1 protein-coding gene is annotated in these 1,190 nt (G+C 40.5%); it reads left to right on the top strand.

Annotation, left to right across the window (positions count from 1 at the left end; translation table 11 throughout):
- On the top strand, positions 1 to 445 hold a 445-nt coding region (locus F6K51_RS37750), incomplete at its 5' end, for a transposase (RefSeq protein ID WP_293031414.1).
- Between the last annotated feature and the right edge of the window lie 745 nt (positions 446 to 1,190).

Raw genomic sequence — 1,190 nt, 5'->3', positions numbered from 1 at the left:
GTACTTGCTGACCAGCTTACCTACTCTTGAGAAGACTTTAACAGTTTATCGCGCTAGATGGGGAATTGAAACACTATTTAAAGACTGTAAGACCGGTGGATACAATTTAGAACAAACTCGGGTTAATTCCACTCGCTTACTAGCCCTTGTTATGCTAATTGCTTTAGCTTATAGTCTCTCTACTTTTGAGGGACATTACTTGCAACAGACTCCCCTGGTTAATTATGTCAGTCGTCTTCATAAAGGAAAGGAATTTTTTGAGCCACACCATAGTAATTTTACCATGGGATTATTGACTTATGCTTGGGTTAATGCCATGACTTTATGGTCAGAACTTGCCCAGAGTCTGATCAGTCTCAAGCCTCATAAATGGCTCTATTTTCAGCGAGGCTTGAAAGCTCTATCCCAACTACAGCAAACATTAGAGCCTTGTTGTCATCCTTAAAGAGTAGTCAGTTAATTAAAATGGCCATAACCCTTCATATATAAGGGTTATTAAAATAGAGGTACCTTGTAGCTATATTGGGTTATCTCCCCCCAGATACTGTTGAGATACCCCCAGTACAAATATCCACAGAGCTAATTGCCAGGCCTTAAGTAGCTGGAAAAAATAAACCTCGCTTCTTGATGCAGTCGCTCATGGGGGAAACCCCCAAGACCGCGCTGCATCGCGGTATTAACTTGTGTAAAGTTGCCAAAAATTCCTCTGTTCCCTGTTCCCTGTTCCCTGTTCCCTATTTCAACAGTTAATTTTACTTTTGTCCGACTACTTATATGCTAGGGGTTTTGTGGATAGGTGATGTCGGTTATATGCCGAGGGTCGATGTACAGGCAGCTGTTTGCTCGGACTCTATCTTGATAGCGATCGCATCGCACCACCCATTTACCTCATTTTCATTCGATCAGAATTTGGAAAAATCTTTAAGTTCCGGTAACCCCAGTTACTTGCCTTAACAATACTATAAAATGTATTATAAACAACGCGAAATAGCTGATAATCTATTGAGGATTTCGGCTCTAATGGTAATATATTTGGTTGGTTTGATACTATTAAAAAACTTTTATCTGTAGTTTTTGATACTAATTTAGATGAGCTTACCCTGAGGAAGTATACGATAGCTCTAGTTGAACAGGTGCGGAGCTGACGTGGGGATACTGTCAAAAAAGGTACCCTTACGGGTACTGTCACA

The sequence above is a fragment of the Moorena sp. SIO3I8 genome, from assembly GCF_010692325.1.
Taxonomy (GTDB): Bacteria; Cyanobacteriota; Cyanobacteriia; order Cyanobacteriales; family Coleofasciculaceae; genus Moorena.
This window is presented reverse-complemented; position numbering and strand designations above follow the sequence as displayed.